Origin of the sequence: Bacillus cereus group sp. BfR-BA-01309, from assembly GCF_022664315.1 — a bacterium.
Classification (GTDB): domain Bacteria; phylum Bacillota; class Bacilli; order Bacillales; family Bacillaceae_G; genus Bacillus_A; species Bacillus_A mobilis.
The window spans coordinates 390,368-407,156 of sequence record NZ_JAKUHE010000001.1 but is presented as its reverse complement, the minus strand read 5'-3'; the positions used below and the strand labels follow the sequence as shown (position 1 = coordinate 407,156).

Sequence of the window (16,789 nt, the reverse complement as noted above, 5' to 3'; positions counted from 1 at the left end):
TCTTTATGTTGAAAAAATCTTAGTGTACGAATGTTGGTACTACCCCCTACTTAGAAATCTCACAATTTAAGGTATGTCATTGGGTAAGTTCTGGGAGTTCAATCGATTTTGAATAAAATTGATAGTATCAGTTGCAATTTTTTTACGTTTAAGGACAATCCCGGCATGCCCACATGTATAAATATATCGCGTAGGTCTTTCCCAGGATTCCCACAAATAGTCCGTATCCTCAGAATGCACATAAAGATCATGCTTGCCTGAAATTAATAAAATATTTTCTTTTTTTACTTTTGGTAATGCTTGACTCGGTTCAGTGATTTTCCAATAAGCTATTAAATCATCATGCGTAACACCATGATGTTCCAAGTCTTCTCTAATAAATTTACCGGGACTTGTCTTCCAAATTGAATAAGAGAGTCGATTCGCGTAGAAAATGGATGCTAACACATCGATTTCTGGTTCAACAAGAGATGTTAAGTTAGTAATAACTCCACCTAAACTGATTCCTATTAAAATCAAGGGACCATTTTTATTTGCTTTAATCCATTTGATCAAAGTTCGTAAATCAGCTACCGCTTGTCTAGTTGATTCTACAGTTCGTTCAATATTGGCACTTACCATGTACTCTCCACTGTATAGGGATTGGTTCGGTTTTCTGTCAAAATGATATGGTAAAGTGAAATAATACATATTCCACTTCAAGTTGGTCATATGGTCGTGGAATATTTTTTTTACACGTTCATTAGAATCCATTCTCCAACCGTGAACAAAGATGACATGAGGTGCATCTTCATTTTTATGTAAAAATAATTCCCCAGTGACAGAATCGTTGCGTGAATCACCAGATTGAACCGAGCTTTTATATTTGAATTGTCCAACCATGTATTCCTTTTCTTGTTTTAAATGCATAATGTTAAAATGAATATGAGATGGTTTTACTTTATAAAAAAATTCTATGTCCTTTATATATAGTGAGGTGTTAGAAAGAGAAGTATACTGAAACTCTACACTTCTTTTTTTGTGCAAATCATACAAGGCGTATCGATCAATGAGTTTTGAAAAAATCAAATTAACCTCCTCCAAAATACATATCGTCTAAAAGATGGACAAAATTTATGCTGTAAATTAATTGTAAAATATTCTCTTTTCCTAATAGTAGATGCTTGAATTATAAAACATGTGAGGAATTTGTATATTATATTATAAAGCTATCAATAAAATAAAACTATAAATAATTTTTACTAAAATCTAAAAAGCAAGTTAATATTCTCATTCATAAAAGAGAACATTAACTTGCTTATTTTCGTATCAAAAGGTGCACCTTTTGAAGTGACATAATTTATATGAAAGACAATGTGTCAATTTGTATATTTAATACAGTGATAGGTACCATAATTTTCGAAGCCTATAGTTAATTTACCTTACAATATACGTCTTTTTGGTATATAAATAGCTATATTCATTAGAGAAAGAGTTTTAATCCTTCATGAGAATCTTTAAAACCTAATTTCTTATAAAATTGTAAAGCTTCTTGTCGTTCTTTATCTGTTGTTAACTGTACTAAATGACATCCCCGTAATTTAGCACGATGAATAGCCCATTTAATAAGTTTACTTCCTATACCTTTACCACGTTTTGATGAGGCTGTCCGTACACCTTCAATTGTAGCTCTCCAACCCCCTTGACGTACAATGTAAGGCGTAAATGTAATTTGTTGAATACCAACAATCTCCGTCCCATCACACGCTACAATCAACTCGTTATTTGGATCACAATCAATAGCATGAAATGCTCTTATATAACTATCAGGGAGTGGTGTTTCATAGCGCTCTCTTTTATTTCCTAAAACATCATCAGCAAGCATTTTTACAATTTCATCTAAATCATCTGTCGTTGCAATCCTAAATGTTATAGTTTCTGTCACTATCAAAAAACCTCCTTAATGTATGGTACTTGTTACTTTTATTTTACTTGTTTAAATACAATAGGTTAAATTATAAAATATTATGAGTCTCTATAACTTTTTCTTATGGATAGCATAAAAGCCTAACTTATAAAATTATAAGTTAGGCTTTTTAACAAAACATTATTATTAGAAAATCCGACTAACTTCAATAAAACTCCATATTCTTAAATGGATTTTTATATTTAACAAACAAACATAGAATCATTCAAATAGGGTGCTTTTTATTTGGTGTATAGAAATTACGTAATAAGCATCGATTTGTATGCTCTCTCATTCAATGAACCTTAACCTAACTCTAAGGACTGCCTCTTTATCAATATTCAACAACGATTACGTTTTTGGATTGGTGTTCCGGTTTTTCTTGACCAGGCCAATGAATAACTACACATAAACTCCTTATATCTATAGATAAACTACTGATTAGCTCCATATAGACTCTAGATAACATATATAGAATACAAGTTATCAAGGAGGTAAGAAAAAATGAATTTTATGAAACGCGCAATTCTCAGTTTGAAAAAAAGGATAGGAACATCATTAATTTTAATGGCAGTATTTCTGATTGTTACAAATTTGGTTCTTTCAGGATTCACAATCCAAAATGCATCAAAAAAGGCAGCTGATGCTGCAAGAAAAAAACTTGGTGCAGATGTTACTTTAGGTCTTGATTTCGACAAATTAGGTCAAAAAGCTCAGGAAACTGGAGAAATGCCAAAGCCACCGCAGCTCGATACAAAAGAAACAGATCAATTAGCGAAATCCAAGTATGTAAAAGACTATAATTACATAGCTAACACTTTCGGTATTTCTGATGGACTTAAACTAGTAGGAGCTTCAGAAGGAGAAGAAGGAAAAGGTAAAGTGGGAATGGCGGCTGTGCGAGGCGGTTCAAGCTCTGGTACAGAAATAGATATGAATGCTTCTTTTATGATTGAGGGAGTCCGCAAGACTGCATTACAAGAAAGCTTTAAAAACGGAAAAAGTAAAATCATTGATGGAAAACCAATTACAGAACAGATGAAAGATCAGAATGTAGCTTTAATGGAAAAACGATTAGCGGAATTAAACAATTTGAAAGTAGGAGACAAAGTAAAAGTACAATCAGGGGATAAGAAGGAAACCCTCGAGATTGAAATTATAGGTATTTACGAAACGAATGAACAAGCAATGGGTCAACAGGCTCCTCCTATTATGGATCCAGCTAATAAACTATATATGCCACATTCAACTATGAAAAAATTAGAAGTAGACCAAGGTATAAGTAGTGTTCAAGTCGTGTATTTCTTGAATGATCCACAATATATTGATGCATTTAAAAAAGAAGCAAAAAAATCTAATATTGATTTTAATTATTATAAATTAGATGCGCATGATTCATTGTACAAACAAATGATTGGTCCTATCGAAAATATCTCTTCGACTTCTCAAATGATTATTTATATTGTATCGATTGCAGGTGCGATTATATTAGGGTTAATCATTATGCTATCAATTAAAGGACGTCGTAAAGAAATGGGAATTCTATTGTCTATTGGAGAGAAAAAGTGGAAGCTGATGGCGCAGTTCGTAGTAGAAGTAGTGTGTGTCGCTATTTTAGCATTTGGATTATCCATAACAACAGGAGCTAAAGTTTCTCAATATATCGGGGATAATTTACTTTCGAATGAAATTGCTACAACAAGCGAAGAAACGGACACCATGCGAAATAATAGCACTGTAATGATGTCTGGACCTGGTGGCACGCTACAAAATCAAAAAGAAGATCCAATTGATAAAATTGATGTAAGTGTAACAGGAGAAGATGTAGGGAAAATGGGAGGGATTGGACTAGCTATTGCTATAATAGCAACGCTTCTTCCGGCATTATCTATTCTGCGTTTAAACCCAAAACAAATTCTTTTAAAAGATGAATAAGGAGGCTTAACATGGAAACGATTTTACAATTTAAAAATTTGGATTATTATTATGAAAGTAATGGAAAAAATGTAGCGATACTAGACAATGTTAACTTTTCTTTTCAAAAAGGGCATTTCTACACGATTTTAGGACCATCTGGATCTGGTAAAACTACAACTCTAAGCTTAGGTTGTGGATTGGATATCCCTAAAAATGGTTATGTACTGTATAATGGAAAAGATATTCGAAAAATTGGTTTGGATCGATATCGTAATCAAAATGTATCTGTAATTTTCCAATCTTATAATTTGATTACTTATATGACTGCTCTTCAAAATGTCCTAACAGCAATGGAAATTACAGGTGTCAAAGTGAAAAATAAGACAGTAAGGGCATTAGAATTATTAGAGAAAGTAGGACTCACAGAAGTAGAAGCGAAACGAAACGTCTTGCAACTAAGTGGCGGGCAACAACAACGTGTAGCAATTGCTCGAGCATTATCTTGCAATGTTGATTTACTTATTGCAGATGAGCCGACGGGAAACCTCGACGAAGAAACGGCAATGGATATTATAGAACTGTTTCAAGAACTTGCACATAAAGAGAATAAATGTATTATTGTTGTAACGCATTCACAGGAAGTTGCAAAAAAATCCGATCGTGCAGTGTATTTAAGTAAGAAGAAGTTGGTCGTAAACCAAATCTAATACGAATATCTTAGTTTTTAAATTCATATAATTTTCAAAAACCAACCATTTCAAAAGCTTATATTTGATATATAATAAAATTAAGCCATAATCAAAATGGTCTCCCTGTATTGAATGTGAAGATAGTTTGTTGTTTCCTTTTTAACAATATTTGAAAAAGAACTTGTAGGATATTCTACAGGTTCTTTTTGTTATGATTAGTTACCTATATTATTGTCCCGTTTAACTGTTTATCTACATAGTTATTGAAGAATTAAACCTACTAACATAATTAAACTAAATACAATCCCCCAACCAAATGCACAATAGCCAAAGATTCTAATCCATTTAGGTAATTGATTCATGTTCACTTTATTTGTGGGAACTCCTTGCATAGAAAACATCATTTTTTGGTCTCTATCCCTATTATTTTGTTGTTCATACATAACATCATCACCTTTCTAGAACTATTGTGTTTATAGTATATCTGCCTGAAGAAATTATGTACAGAATAGAAGGTGCTAGTTTATATCTAATGTGAAAAATTTTATAAATAAAGAAGTTTAATTGTCCATGTCTCTATGCGCTAACCATTTGGAATAAAGAAGTGATGTATCAGTTATACTATGTAATATTTCTTCATTACTAAATATGGTGGTAAATATGACTAAGCAAACAATTACTTTATTTCAAGTTTCTATGATACTCATTGGTAGTATTGGGATAATTAATCATGTCATTATGATTCCTATGCTATTAGATACATCAGGTAGAGATTCATGGATTTCTATCATATTAGTAAGCATTTTATACTTGCTTTGGATTTCAATAATATTCATCATATATAAAAACATAAAAAATGAACATTTGTTTTTGTGGCTAAAAAATAATTTCGGGAAATTCAGTGTATATCCAATCATATTCATAGTTGCACTTTATTTAATAACGATTGGTGTCGTTGCACTAAAAGAAACCTTAACCTTTTTCTCTTTTTATTTACCAGAAACACCTCACTTTGTATTAGGAATACTTTTTTCTTTGATTTGTCTCTATAATGCTACAAAAGGAATTCAATCTATTGCACTTACAACAGGTGTTTTGTTACCAATTGTATTTTTACTTGGTTTTTTTGTAATGTTTGCAAATGTTCCACATAAAGATTATTCTTTACTTCAGCCAATGATGGAAAATGGAATGAATCCAATATTTAGGGGAATGGTTTATCCTGCAGCAGGATTTCTAGAATTAATTTTTATTCTTTTTTTACAACATCATATTTGTTCAAAAGTAAAATTATATCAATTGATTGCTTTAGGTATTGTTATTATTGGTATCACAATAGGCCCAGTTATGGCAGCTATTATAGAATTTGGTCCTTTCGCAGCAGCAAACCAACGATATCCAGCATTTGAAGAATGGAGACTTGTGTCAATAGGTAGGTACATTGAAAATTTAGACTTTCTCTCCGTGTATCAGTGGCTTGTAGGAATCTTTATTCGTCTATCGCTTGTTGTTTTTCTCATTCCAGATTTGTTATCAATTACAAATCGGAAAACAAGAAATGGGGTTATGTTTGCAATACTTTCATGTATTTTAGTAATAAGTATACTACCCATCAGTGACTCTAGTTTCTATTGGTTTGTATCTCAAATTGTTTTGCCAGTTTCAGCATTAGGGCTATTTTTGTTTTCTATATTACTAATGGTGTTTGTGTGGGTTGTTAAATTTAAGAAAAGCTCTTGAAAGAGTATGAGAATGTATTTTATATAAGGTTGCTGAGTTTGAAGGAGACAATGTAGATGAACAAACGAGTAGAATTAAACAAGAAGATAATACTAGAGTGGTTTGAAGGGTGCAACGATGTAAAAGTAATAAAGCGTGAATTGGATAAAAAAGAAAAAATAAGGTCAGTATTGTTTATTTATTGTCAAAACTTAATTGATAATACAAAATTAAAACAAGCCACATCATCTCAAGTTTGCAAAAAGCTTTTAAGTAATTCTATAGAAGAATTTAACCTTTCAACATTAATTCCTCAGTTATCAGTAAAGAAATTAGATATAGTAAATTCGAATGAAACTATATCTAAGATTATATTTGAAGGTAACCTCCTCATTATTTTTGAAGAATCTAAACAAGGGTATATAGTTGATATTGCCCAAATACCTACAAGATCAGTTGAGCAAACAAATACAGAGATGACCATTCGTGGTGGACGTGATGGATTTGTTGAAGAGTTAAACACAAATATAGGATTAATTAGAAAAAGGCTAAAAACAAGTTCTCTTAGTTATGAAGAATTTATTATTGGAGAAAGAACACAAACTAAAGTAGCCCTCTTGTATTTAAAAGATATTGCATCCCGAGACATCATTAATCAAGTTCGATTAAAATTAAGACAAATTAAAATAGATGGGATTGTTTCAAGTGCACAGATTGAAGAATTAATTACAAACAATCAATTTAGTGTATTTCCTTTAGTTGAATATACAGGACGTCCTGATTATGCTGTGAATTGTTTGTTGTATGGGCGTTTTATTTTATTAGTCGAAGGGTCACCGACAGCCACTATTGCTCCAGTTACATTTCCTTTTTTTGTGAATACATCTGAAGATCAAGATTTTTTCTATATATTCGGTAGCTTTGTACGGCTTGTAAGTCTTTTTGGGATAGCAATTTCTATATTTCTTCCAGGAATTTGGATAGCATTAATTACATATCATCCAGATCAGATTCCCTATACGTTGTTAGCTACATTAAGCTTATCAAGAGAAGGGATTCCTTTTCCTGCTCCTTTAGAAGGGCTAATAATGATGACCCTATTTGAAGTTTTGAGGCAAGCAGGATTGCGTGTTCCTGCAGTATTTGGTCAAACATTATCTGTGGTAGGGGGATTGATTATTGGACAAGCCGCCATTAGTGCTGGAATTGTTTCAGCATCTATGGTCATTATAATAGCAATCTCGGTTGTTTCGACATTTGCTTTAACTAATCAGTCGGTAACAGGGATAATAAGTATATTGCGATATACAGTATTTGTAGTGTCTTCTTTATTAGGTATAGTAGGATTTATCTTCTGTGTTCTTGTGATGGCGATACATGTAGTGAATTTACGATCTTTTGGAGTCCCATTCTTTACACCATATTCACCCCCTGTATTTAAAAGTATGCTAGCAGCCACATTTAGAATTCCTTTCACGTATATGAAAAAAAGACCAAAAGAATTGCATACTCAAGATAATACAAGGAAAAGAGAGAGTACCGATGAAGAAAAATAAAAGAATAGTTATATTTCTTTTTATGATGTGTACATTTCTAACAGGGTGTTGGGATCAAAGAGAGTTGCATCACGTTTTGTATATAAATAGTCTAGGTATCGATTTTAAAGATAATAATTATATCATTCGTCCGCAATTTATTAATTTTTCTAACATAGCTAAACAAGAAGGGAGCACTACTCGTAATTATAGCCAGGCCTATATTGGAAAGGGAAAAGGACCCATTTTAGATGAGGCTGCATTTGATTTTTATAAGGGGGCTCAACAAGAAATCTCATGGGAGCATCTCAAAACAATTGTTGTAACAGAGCGATTTTTAAAACATGGTGACATAAATCAATTTAATGATTTTTTCTCTCGTTTTTTTCAATTTCGAGACACTATGTGGATATTTGGAACTAAGGAACCTTTAGAAAATATATTAGCGAACAATAATATTTTAAATATTTCTCAATTATATACAATCATTAATTTACCAAAAGAGATAACCAAGCAATATACAATAATAGATCCTTTACCTTTATATAAATTCCAAAGAAATTATTATGAACCCGGGATGACAACTCGTATTCCTTTCTTAGCTACGACTAAAGCATATTGGAAAAAAGGGCATACATCATTTCCAATGTTAAAATTTAATGGTTATGGTTTTATAAGTGATAAATCCTATATAAATCATTTAAACAGCCATGATATTACTGGGATTCGCTGGACGGATGAAAATACGAAACGAGCTCCATTACTTTTAAAATTTAATCAGAAAATTATTGGACATATAGTATTGAAAAACCCGAAGATAGATACAAAATATTTTGTGAAAAATGGAAAGTTACACATGCTTATGAACATCCATTTCGATGCTGATATTTTTCAATTAATACACTCTATGACTGTAAATGATATTAAAAAAATTGCAGAGGCCCAAGTTGAAAAAGAAATTAAAAAAACGTACCGAAAAGGAATCGAAAGAGGGATTGACACGTATCAGTTATCCCATTCTTTATATCGGCAGAATAATAAATTATGGAAAAAACACAAAAAAGAGGGGGGGATATCCCTTCAAAATAAAGAATTAGATTTAAATGTCTCGATTAATATAGCTACAAATGGAAAATCTAAAAATAAGCGTAATATGATTGAGCATTAGAATGGTTGAAGGTGAGAGGAAACATAAAATATTAACTCTAAATAGGAGATTCGAACGTGAATGACCATTCCGGTGTGGTGGCATCTTCAATAGGATTAAGATGAGAATTTGATTAGATCAGAAGGAGGATATTGCCTCCTTCGTTGCCTGAAAACACGCTTACATTTCTTGGTGTTTAGATAAAGTAGAAGTCTTTCAAACTATATGTGCTGCAAAATAGGAACGGCTTAAACTCATTACTTTGATTTATTCTTTACTTTTAAAGAATCTAACACTATTTTAGTTGCGTCCGCAATAAGTTTATCCTCATATTTCGCATCCTCTTTAGCATGATTAGAAAGTACCGCAAGAACAATTGGCTTTTTATTTGGTGGCCAAATAATTGCGATATCATTCCTTGTTCCATAAGACCCAGAGCCAGTCTTATCGGCTACTTCCCATTCTTCTGGAACTCCAGCACGGATTAAGTTGTCCCCCGTAGTATTTCTTTTCATCAAATCTATTAAAAAGTTCCGTTTCTCAATTGGAAGGATATCACTTAGCGCGTAAGTTTGAAGACTAGTAGCTAATGCCATTGGGGTACTAGTATCACGAGTGTCACCTGGCTGCACTTCATTTAATTCTGGTTCAAAACGTTCAGGATTTGTAACGGAATCTCCTATTTCTCTTAGTAATTTTTTGAATTCACTTGGCCCACCTAATTGTTTAAGAATAAGATTTTGTGCAGTATTATCACTATATCGAATGGAAGCATCTGCAAGCTCCTTCAGAGTCATACCTGTATCTACATATTTTTCTGTAATTGGATTGTAATTCACAAGATCTTTGCTGGTATACTTAATTTTTTGATCTAAATCTTCTATTGATTTCTTTTGTAACAGTGCTCCAACAGCAAGGGCTTTGTGGGTAGATGCGTATGCAAAGCGTTCATCTGAACGATAAGTAACAGTTTGATTCGTACCTGTGTCCAATGCATAAATACCGAGTTTAGCATCATATTCTTTTTCAAGCTTTACAAAAGAATGCCTACTTGTATTTTCTTGTTTGGCTTGTTTCGGTGGTTCGGATTGAATATTACTATTGGAACAGCCTATAAGCGTTACACATGAAAGTAATACTACAGGTAGCACCTTTTTATAATGTGCAATGTGAAAAAACTTCTTTGAAACTATCATACATTTTCAACCTCTTTCAAGAATATATGGATTTTGTATACCTATACAATTAACAAATGCACTGGATAGCACTCCTCTTGTATTTCTTATATTACAAAATGAGAGGACTATCAAGAACACCTTTTTTATACGTAATAGACAATCTAAGTAACACATTTGTTCCATTTATGATTAAATTTTTTAACATATCTATTAACTTTGTTTTTAAGCATCGCAAACTCCATTTTTTGAACTCCACTTGATTTAATATGGATTTAGATTGAGTTTTTCTTGTAACGGGAATTTCAATTGGATAGCCCATATATAACAACCTCGTTTCGGATAGAATAAGTAATAACAACTACTGATTTTATTTTAAGATTGGATGGTAGAAATAAAGATCTTAAAAAAACGAAAAGTCCACTTATTGATTCCTAATAAGATTATACTTACTACAAAAACAAACAAACTCGTCCTACTAAGAGGGGAGTTTGTTTGTTTATTGTTTAGATAAAGGAATGTTCATGCAAAATTGCACACTGTGTTCCATATTTTTTATAGAATACTTTATATTTAGCGTTTCAAGAATTTGTTTAACAATATATAGCCCCAAACCACTTCCTCCAGTATTTCGATTCCTAGATTTTTCAATTCGATAAAATGGTTTGAAAATTTGTTGTATATCTTCATCTTTAATATTGACACCTGTATTTATAATTTGCATTTTGATTTGACCATGTTTAGAATCCTTATTTAACTTTATATAGACTTTTTCATTATGTGGTGAATACATAACTGCATTATGGATAATATTTTTACATGCTTTTTCAAAAAGAACACGATCTGTATAAACAGAAAAGTCAGAGTCAATTTCTTTTATTATTTGGATGCTTTTTTGAGAAGCGAAAAATTCGAGATCTTTTGTGATTGTACCTATTAACTTTAAAAAATTAACCTCTTCTATTTTTAGTTTAAAAGTGTGTTGTTCTAACTTTGACATACTTAAAATTTCACGAACTAATTGTTCCATACTTTCAATAATTTGATGATTTTTCTTTAAATATTGATCACGATTTTGATAAGGCCCAATATTGTATATCATCCCTTCTAAGTATCCTTTCATTACAGTAAGAGGGGACTTTAATTCATGTGCCACAATCGCAAAAAACTCTCTGCGTTTAGTTTCTATTTCTCTTTCTTTTTCAATATCATTTTTTAATTGTTCATTTACTTTTTTAAAATCAAACATAGCTTGTTGTAAGTTAATAGACATGTCATTCAAACTATTAGATAATTCTCCTAACTCATCTGTAGAGCGAACCTCAATTTTTTCGGAGAAATCTAAATTTGCCATCTTTTGTGCACCCTCATTAATATAAATAAGTGGCTTTGTAATAAACCTGGAATAGAAATAAGCACTCCCTATACCAATTACGAGTACAATGATACTAATATAGGGGAGAAAACGTACTAATACTTGCGAAGCTTCATCTATCGGTTGAAATGTTGCGAACACTACAAGCATTAAACTACCATCTTGGAATTGGATTGGTTCCGTAACATTATATGAATTGCTAATGGTACCTGCATTCTCAAATCGTGTGGCTTTAGTAACTACTGTTGTTTGTGTACCACTTTGAATAAAAGAAAATGAAGGCGAGTAAATAATAACTCCTTCTTTATTTTGAAGCGAAAGCATCGCGTTATTTTTTTTTGCGTATTCATCAAAAAGTGGTATCGCATCTTGAAACGTAAGATCTTTGGACTTATCAATTATTTCTTTTATCCCTGTTTGAAGTTGATCTGTTTTGTATTGCTCATAAAACGTAGGGAGAAAGAAATATAAAGTTAAATAAATCAACACTGCAAAGGATAACAAAATGAGAGATGTAGTCATAAAGAGTTTATAAGTAATTTGCTTCATCTTCATGACTTTTAAAATTTTATTCATCAACTTTATAACCAATACCCTTTATTGTTTTAATGTAGGGGATAGCTAGTTTTTTACGTAGGTTTTTAATATGTGTATCTATTATTCGTGTTTCCCCAAAATAATCGTATCCCCAAACTTTTTCTACGATATTTTCCCTTGTCAGTACTTTTCTCTCATTTTGAAATAGTAGTTGTAGAATTTCGAACTCTTTTGTCGTTAACAAAATTTCAACATCATTTACATATACTCGATATGCATCAACATCAATGCACACTTCTTTAAATACCAAATGATTATTTATATTTTTATCATAACTTCTTCTAAGTACAGCTTCGACTCGTCTAATCAAAACATGAAACGAAAAGGGTTTTGTTATATAATCATCAATCCCAAGATCGAACCCTTTCATTTGATCTTCCTCTTCTTCTAACGCAGTTAGCATAATAATTGGTATGTTTGACTGACTTCGAATCATTTTAGCAACTTCAAATCCATTAAGATTGGGCATCATTACATCTAGAAGAACTAAATCAAAGTATTGCTTATTAAATTGTGTCATACCCTCTAGTCCATCTGAAGCAACTACCACTGTATACTGTTGTGTCATTAAAAATTGTTTAATTAATTCCTGAATTTCTTGATCGTCCTCAACCACGAGGATATGATAGTTTTTCATAATATCACCTCTGGTAGTCATTATAGCCGTACTATCTGTAGTTTATGTGAAGATACAGTAGGAAACTTCATAAGACGTTTAACATATTAACTCCATTTTTCAAGATTGTGTATTCTCCGTAAAAAAGTATTATTACCGATATTCCCTTTTTATGGAGAAATATTTGTGTGCATAAAAAAACTTATCATATAGAAAACTGAACGATTAATATTTACGAAAAACTAATGTATAATAATGTAAAATGTATGTAGTTTTTTAAACTTTTTGAAAATATATTTTCGGAACTTTAATAGAAGGGAGAAAGGGAGATGAATTTAAATATAAAAGAAGCTAGCGAAATTCTAGAGCGTACGCCACAAACTTTGGAGTTTTTTTGCTAATTTAGTAAAGGCCTAAGGTGCGAACTAAGGATTATTTAAATTATGTGAGAAAGGTTGTGAAATTATTTGATGGGTTATAAAGCGATGCTGTTTGATTTAGATGATACGTTACTTGATAGGGATAAAGCAGTAGATAACTTGTTTTTATTAGTTTTAGAAAAGTGTTATGAGGATGTTAGTGATACAGTCAAAAACAATATGTTACAGAAATTTAAAGAGTACGATAAAAGGGAATATGGCATTAGTGATAAAACGATAGTTATAGAATCATTATTTGATGAATTCGCGCCGAAATATAGATTGCCGCGCAATTATATCCAAGATTTTTGGAATGAAAATTTCCCTAAATGTTTTTCAATTGACCAAAATACTATTCATTTCTTAAATCATATAAAGAAACACTTTAAAGTGGGAATAATAACAAATGGCTCAACTCAGAGGCAAAAGGCTAAAATAATTAATACGAATTTAAACAATTACTTTGATACAATCATTATTTCGGAAGAAGTGGGATTGAGTAAACCTGATAAACGTATATTCGAACTAGCATTAAGTAAGCTAAATGCACAGCCGGAAAATACCTTATTTGTTGGGGATGACTTAGAAAAGGATATTGCTGGTCCTCAAAATGCAAATATAAAAGGTGTGTGGTTTAACCCTCAGAAAATCAAGAATACTACCCAAATACAACCATATGCCGAGATTAACACTTTGGATAGTTTGTTAAGTTATGTTACTCCACAATATTTTTATAACAAGTAAAAGCAATTTCATATATATATTCAAAAATATACAAAAGAGAAACTATCATTAATTTCATTGACCGTATTAATAATAAAAAGTATATATTTACAATAAAAAATAGAGGCGATTTTAATAGCTGCGGCTAATTTAATCTATGATTAATACGAAGTTTTGTAAAACGATTTTACTCATACTGTGTAAATTATATAGGGGTGGGACTATGAAGATAAAGAAAGTAGTAGTCGATGGAATCAATATTGCGGTCATTAGAAACGATAAGGTATTAATATCGGATGTTCAGTCTGCATTAGATACTATGGCAACAGTTCAATATGAGGTAGATGCGAAATATATTATTATCCCAAAATCTTTAATAAGCGAAGACTTCTTTGATCTAAAGACACGTCTTGCGGGCGATATTCTTCAAAAGTTTATAAACTACAAGGTAAAGTTTGCTATTGTTGGGGATTTCTCTATGTATACTAGTAACAGCTTAAAGGATTTTATTTATGAATGTAATAAAGGAAAAGACATTTTTTTCTTGGCAACTGAACAACAAGCAATTGAAAAACTAAGTACATTGAAGCTTTAATAATGCCCCAGTAAAATCTCTTTCTTTTTCACGTCGCTTATTATTTACATCATATAAGAACTGATGTTTGTGATAAACTAAGAGGTGAATAAAGGGGGAATTTTCTTGAATAAATTTAATGATGTAATCCGAAATTTAAACACTATAATTTACAAACCTAACAAATTAATAATCACGAATCTAAAAGAAGAACAGCAAAACGCAGAATATGCGGGTTGTTTATTTCACTTAAATAACAAAACTATCCGTTTTAGAGTATCAAAAATTACGCCTAATAAAATCGGGCAATTTGTTTCTTTTTGGGAGAAAGATGACAATTTGAAAAATCAAGCGTTCACGTATGACGCTGCTCCTGACTTATTAGTTATCACTTGTATTGATGATAATAAACTAGGACAATTTATTTTCCCTAAAGAAATTCTTCTTAAAGAAAAAATATTGAAAACGCAAAGTCAAAAAGGAAAGATGGCTATGAGAATTTATCCGCTTTGGGATACTCCTGTTAGCAATCAAGCGAAAAAGAGCCAATTGTGGCAACTTCAATATTTTGTTGATTTAAGCGATCATAATAATTTACCTTTAGATAAACTATTAAATTTGTATTTGTAGTTTCTGTTCTTATGTAATATTGTGAGCGAGACTTTTTGTACCGGTACAGTTAAACGAAATGTACATTGTTTCAGTACCCCATCAAATATACAATCAGCATATACTATTTTAACTTATACATGTTAAGGGGTGCTGACTATGACAAGTCTACAACATAAGCTTTTTACAAGATTGAATCTTGCAAACCGTACTGAAGTGAACTTTGAAGAATTAAACACAATTCTCTTTGCATTTGCACACACTATACCATTTGAGAATTTAGATGTTATAGCACGTAATGCGAATACAATTACTATGGAAAATTTACAGAATAAAATTTTAACTACATCCCGTGGCGGACTTTGTTATGAATTAAATACTCTTTTTTACTACTTTTTACAAGATTGTGGTTATGATGTACAGCTTGCACTTGGTACTGTATATAAAAATGATATACACGCATGGGCACTTGAGGATGGGCATATAACAATTATTTTAAATCATAATAACGGACGATACTTAATTGATGTAGGTATTGCTTCTTTAGTACCTATAGTCCCAGTGCCATTTAGTGGTGAGTCTGTTTCCTCTAAAAACGGTACGTATCGAGTAAAAAAACGAGACACGAGTAAAGGAAATTACGTTCTAGAAAGAAAAGATACGAACGGAGAGTGGAAAGTTTGTCATGCTTTTTATAATCGTATCATTGATGAGACAGTAGTGAATGATGTTCAAAAAAGAGTAATAGAAGATGAGAAATCTATATTTAATAATGGCCCAATCGTAGTCAAATTAACGGACTCTGGACATATCTCTTTAACAAATACAAGTTTAACTGAAATCATTCATGGTGAAAAAGTGAAACGTGAAATTACAGAAGATCAATATAGAGAGCTTTTATATACTTTATTTGCTATTGAGTTATGATGTAACGAATAGCTAGCCGGTTCTTATACAGAATCGGCTATTTTATTAACTTTAATTTAAAACTACTATTAAAGTTTGATTTTCTTAATAGATATAATACACTAGAACAGTATGAACAATGAATTTTGAATGTAAAGGAAGATTTTTATGTCAATTATTGATAAATTGAAACTTAATAAGTATACAAATATGGTCGTAATTAATGAACCTAATGATTATAACATTTTTACAGAGAAAGAAACTGCATTTTCAAAAGAACACGATGCCATTTTTGTTTTTGTAGAAACACTTGATGAAATGGTGAAACAAACGAATTATATTATTAGTAATGAAGAATTACTAATTGAAAAAGGCTACATATTCTTCGCGTATCCGAAAAAAGGGAATTCTCGTTACAGTACGTTTATTCACCGTGATGAGATGTTTCCTGCATTAAGCGTTGGCGAAGATGGGTATGTAGGACAGAGTGATATTAAATTTGCACGAATGGTGAGTATGGACGACGTCTTTACTGTTGTAGGTTTAAAGCGTGAAAAGAAAAAAGAGAAGAAAACGCCTGCTAGGAGTCAATGTGTTGCCGATTATGCAGATCGTATTAAAGATGTAGAAGCCCTATTGGCTAATCATCCAATTGAACTTAAATTTTATCAAAGTTTAACACCTGGATATCAAAAGGATTGGGCACGTAATTTATTTTCTGTAAAACAAGAAAAAACACGCGATAAACGTCTTGAGAAAATGATTGAAATCCTTTCACAAGGCTATAAAACAATTGAATTATTCCGTAAGACGAAAAAATAATGGTTAGGAACGTCACAATGA

General features: G+C 31.5%; 17 protein-coding genes. 10 read left to right on the top strand and 7 right to left on the bottom strand.

Annotation, left to right across the window (positions count from 1 at the left end):
- Positions 1-66: 66 nt before the first annotated feature.
- Entirely contained in the window at positions 67-1,068 is a 1,002-nt protein-coding gene (locus MR115_RS02045) for an alpha/beta hydrolase (RefSeq protein WP_242239570.1), read from the bottom strand.
- Positions 1,069-1,462: 394 nt separating this feature from the next.
- Positions 1,463-1,924: a GNAT family N-acetyltransferase gene (locus MR115_RS02040; protein ID WP_132132341.1), complete on the bottom strand. Its 462-nt coding sequence runs from the start codon at positions 1,922-1,924 to the stop codon at positions 1,463-1,465.
- Positions 1,925-2,449: 525 nt separating this feature from the next.
- Here MR115_RS02040 and MR115_RS02035 point away from each other — a divergent pair.
- Together MR115_RS02035 and MR115_RS02030 are read left to right on the top strand one after the other, a co-directional pair.
- Complete coding sequence (locus MR115_RS02035; RefSeq protein ID WP_242239568.1) at positions 2,450-3,880, top strand: ABC transporter permease; 1,431 nt, start codon at positions 2,450-2,452, stop codon at positions 3,878-3,880.
- 11 nt (positions 3,881-3,891) lie between these two features.
- Positions 3,892-4,569: an ABC transporter ATP-binding protein gene (locus MR115_RS02030; RefSeq protein WP_073515243.1), complete on the top strand. Its 678-nt coding sequence runs from the start codon at positions 3,892-3,894 to the stop codon at positions 4,567-4,569.
- 242 nt (positions 4,570-4,811) lie between these two features.
- Here MR115_RS02030 and MR115_RS02025 read toward each other — a convergent pair whose 3' ends face one another.
- Positions 4,812-4,994 (bottom strand): hypothetical protein, encoded by a 183-nt coding sequence (locus MR115_RS02025; RefSeq protein WP_242239566.1) that lies wholly within the window; start codon positions 4,992-4,994, stop codon positions 4,812-4,814.
- 217 nt (positions 4,995-5,211) lie between these two features.
- Between MR115_RS02025 and gerXB the strand changes: the two genes are divergently transcribed.
- Genes gerXB through gerXC form a run of 3 tightly spaced genes read left to right on the top strand, consistent with a single transcriptional unit; the run spans position 5,212 to position 8,973 of the window.
- Positions 5,212-6,291: a spore germination protein GerXB gene (gerXB, locus tag MR115_RS02020; protein WP_120450291.1), complete on the top strand. Its 1,080-nt coding sequence runs from the start codon at positions 5,212-5,214 to the stop codon at positions 6,289-6,291.
- A 56-nt stretch (positions 6,292-6,347) separates the two neighbouring features.
- Complete coding sequence (gene gerXA, locus MR115_RS02015) at positions 6,348-7,826, top strand: spore germination protein GerXA (protein WP_242239564.1); 1,479 nt, start codon at positions 6,348-6,350, stop codon at positions 7,824-7,826.
- Positions 7,813-8,973 (top strand): spore germination protein GerXC, encoded by a 1,161-nt coding sequence (gene gerXC, locus MR115_RS02010; protein ID WP_242239563.1) that lies wholly within the window; start codon positions 7,813-7,815, stop codon positions 8,971-8,973. The genes gerXA and gerXC overlap by 14 nt, the downstream gene beginning before the upstream one ends.
- A gap of 236 nt (positions 8,974-9,209) precedes the next feature.
- Here the strand turns inward: gerXC and bla are convergent, their stop codons facing one another.
- The 4 genes from bla to MR115_RS01990 all read right to left on the bottom strand — a co-directional run bounded on the left by bla (position 9,210) and on the right by MR115_RS01990 (position 12,736).
- Positions 9,210-10,148 carry a class A beta-lactamase gene (gene bla, locus MR115_RS02005; RefSeq protein ID WP_242239561.1) on the bottom strand — a complete coding sequence of 313 codons (939 nt, stop codon included), beginning with the start codon at positions 10,146-10,148 and terminating at the stop codon, positions 9,210-9,212.
- Between the two features lie 91 nt (positions 10,149-10,239).
- On the bottom strand, positions 10,240-10,449 hold the full coding sequence (locus MR115_RS02000; RefSeq protein ID WP_242239559.1) for a hypothetical protein: 210 nt from the start codon (positions 10,447-10,449) through the stop codon (positions 10,240-10,242).
- A 177-nt stretch (positions 10,450-10,626) separates the two neighbouring features.
- Entirely contained in the window at positions 10,627-12,078 is a 1,452-nt protein-coding gene (locus MR115_RS01995; RefSeq protein ID WP_242239557.1) for a sensor histidine kinase, read from the bottom strand.
- Entirely contained in the window at positions 12,071-12,736 is a 666-nt protein-coding gene (locus MR115_RS01990; RefSeq protein ID WP_097818001.1) for a response regulator transcription factor, read from the bottom strand. The genes MR115_RS01995 and MR115_RS01990 overlap by 8 nt, the downstream gene beginning before the upstream one ends.
- Positions 12,737-13,185: 449 nt before the next feature.
- Here MR115_RS01990 and MR115_RS01985 point away from each other — a divergent pair, with 449 nt between their 5' ends.
- From MR115_RS01985 to MR115_RS01965, 5 genes are all read left to right on the top strand, one after another.
- A complete protein-coding gene (locus tag MR115_RS01985; RefSeq protein WP_242239987.1) occupies positions 13,186-13,878 on the top strand; it encodes an HAD family hydrolase in 693 nt (230 codons plus the stop codon).
- 202 nt (positions 13,879-14,080) lie between these two features.
- Positions 14,081-14,452 carry a DUF4180 domain-containing protein gene (locus MR115_RS01980; RefSeq protein ID WP_242239555.1) on the top strand — a complete coding sequence of 124 codons (372 nt, stop codon included), beginning with the start codon at positions 14,081-14,083 and terminating at the stop codon, positions 14,450-14,452.
- An 84-nt stretch (positions 14,453-14,536) separates the two neighbouring features.
- Positions 14,537-15,061: a MepB family protein gene (locus tag MR115_RS01975; protein WP_242239553.1), complete on the top strand. Its 525-nt coding sequence runs from the start codon at positions 14,537-14,539 to the stop codon at positions 15,059-15,061.
- Positions 15,062-15,199: 138 nt separating this feature from the next.
- Positions 15,200-15,967, top strand: coding sequence for an arylamine N-acetyltransferase family protein (locus tag MR115_RS01970; protein ID WP_242239551.1), 768 nt, complete (start codon positions 15,200-15,202; stop codon positions 15,965-15,967).
- A 147-nt stretch (positions 15,968-16,114) separates the two neighbouring features.
- Entirely contained in the window at positions 16,115-16,768 is a 654-nt protein-coding gene (locus tag MR115_RS01965; RefSeq protein WP_242239549.1) for a YdeI/OmpD-associated family protein, read from the top strand.
- The last annotated feature ends 21 nt before the right edge of the window (positions 16,769-16,789 follow it).